Origin of the sequence: Streptomyces sp. GC420 (genome assembly GCF_009916105.1) — a bacterium.
Taxonomy (GTDB): Bacteria; Actinomycetota; Actinomycetes; order Streptomycetales; family Streptomycetaceae; genus Streptomyces.
In genome coordinates, this window is sequence record NZ_JAAAXQ010000712.1 from 1 (window position 1) to 1,730 (window position 1,730).

The following is a 1,730-nucleotide window of genomic DNA, read 5'->3' on the forward strand; positions in this document are numbered from 1 at the left end:
GGAGGGACTCGGCCATTACTGGATCACCACCTTCACGATGCCGGTGAGGGCGATCTGGGCGAGGGCGAGCGGGATGAGCGTGGTCCAGGCGAGCTTCTGCAACTGGTCCTCGCGGAGACGGGGGTAGGAGACGCGCAGCCAGATCACGGCGAAGGCGAGGACGGCCGTCTTGAGCAGGGTCCACACCCAGCCGAGGCCGTCGGCGCCCCAGGGGCCGTGCCAGCCGCCCAGGAAGAGGACGGTGGTCAGGCCGCACAGGACGACGATCCCGGCGTATTCGGCGAGGAGGAAGAGCGCGAACCTCAGGCCCGTGTACTCGGTGTACGCGCCGAAGATGATCTCGGAGTCGGCGACCGGCATGTCGAAGGGCGGCCGCTGGAGTTCGGCGAGTCCGGCCGTGAAGAAGACGACCGCCCCGACGATCTGCCACGGCAGCCACCACCACTCGAAGGCGTTCAGGATGCCGGGCAGGGAGACCGTGCCGGCAGCCATGGCGACGGACGCGGCGGCGAGCAGCATCGGCAGTTCGTACGCGAGCAGCTGCGCGGCGGTCCGCAGCCCGCCCAGCAGGGAGAACTTGTTGGCGGAGGCCCAGCCGGCCATGAGCGAGCCGAGTACGCCGACGCCCATGACGGCCAGCACGAAGAAGATGCCCGCGTCGATCACCTGGCCGACGGCGCCCTCGCCGGGACCGATGGGGATGGCGACCAGGACGAGGAGGTAGGGCAGCAGGGCGACGGCGGGCGCCAGTTGGAAGACCCGGCGGTCGGCGTCCGCCGGTACGACGTCCTCCTTCTGCGCGAACTTCACACCGTCCGCGACGAGCTGGGCCCAGCCGTGGAATCCGCCCGCGTACATGGGGCCGAGGCGGCCCTGCATGTGCGCCATCACCTTGTGCTCGGTCTGCCCGACGACGAGGGGGAGGACGAGGAAGACGGCGAACACGACGAGGAGTCGCAGGGCGACGTCGAGTACGTCGTTCATGCGTTCTCGCTCCCCTTGGGTCCGTTGTCGCTCGTCTCGTCACCGGGCTCCCGGGACTCCCCCGCTTCCCCCGCGTCCGGCTCGCGTCCGGTTTCGGGGGCGCGTCCGGCTTCGGGTTCGACGCCGGCTGCGCGTCCGGGGTCGGGTTCCGGTTCGGGTTCACCCTCGGTCCGGGGTTCCGCCGTTTCGGAGGGCTGCGGGCCGGCGGCGCCGTCCTCGAAGGAGGGGCGGGCATGGTGCCAGGGAGCGTCGGGGCTGCGGGGACCCGGGCGCCGCGTCGGTCCGGTACGGCGGCCCGTGTCCGCCTCTGCCCCGGCCCCGGCCCCGGCACCGGCGGAAGCGGAAGCGGGCGGGGTCCGGCGCTCGGACGGCGGAGCCGGTGCGGTCGCGCCGTCCGCGGGCTCGGAGGGTGCCGCCCCGGTGGACGGCACGTCGGCCGCTGCGGGGGCCGGCTGTCGGCCGGCCGGGCCCTCCGGAGTCGTCGGGGCCCCGGCCGCTGCCTGGCTCACGGAGCCTTCGCTCGCGCTGCGGGTACGGCGCGGGCGCGCTGCGGCCGTCGGCGACGCGTCGGCCGTTCCGGCTGCCGCTGCCTGGCTCGCCGAGCCCTCGGTCGCGCTGCGGGTACGGCGTGCGGGGGCACCCTCGCCCGGTGCACCCGCGGCGCGAGGGGTACGGGCGGGGCGCTCGCCGGCCGGGCGTGCGGCGCGGGCGGGCCGGGCCGCGACCGGGGGAAGCTGCCCCTTGAG

At 74.6% G+C, this 1,730-nt stretch carries 1 protein-coding gene; it reads right to left on the reverse strand.

Annotation, left to right across the window (positions count from 1 at the left end; genetic code table 11):
* Positions 1 to 15 precede the first annotated feature (15 nt).
* Positions 16 to 984, reverse strand: a complete 969-nt coding sequence (locus GUY61_RS38030) for a complex I subunit 1 family protein (RefSeq protein ID WP_166634849.1) — start codon at positions 982 to 984, stop codon at positions 16 to 18.
* Positions 985 to 1,730: the final 746 nt, after the last annotated feature.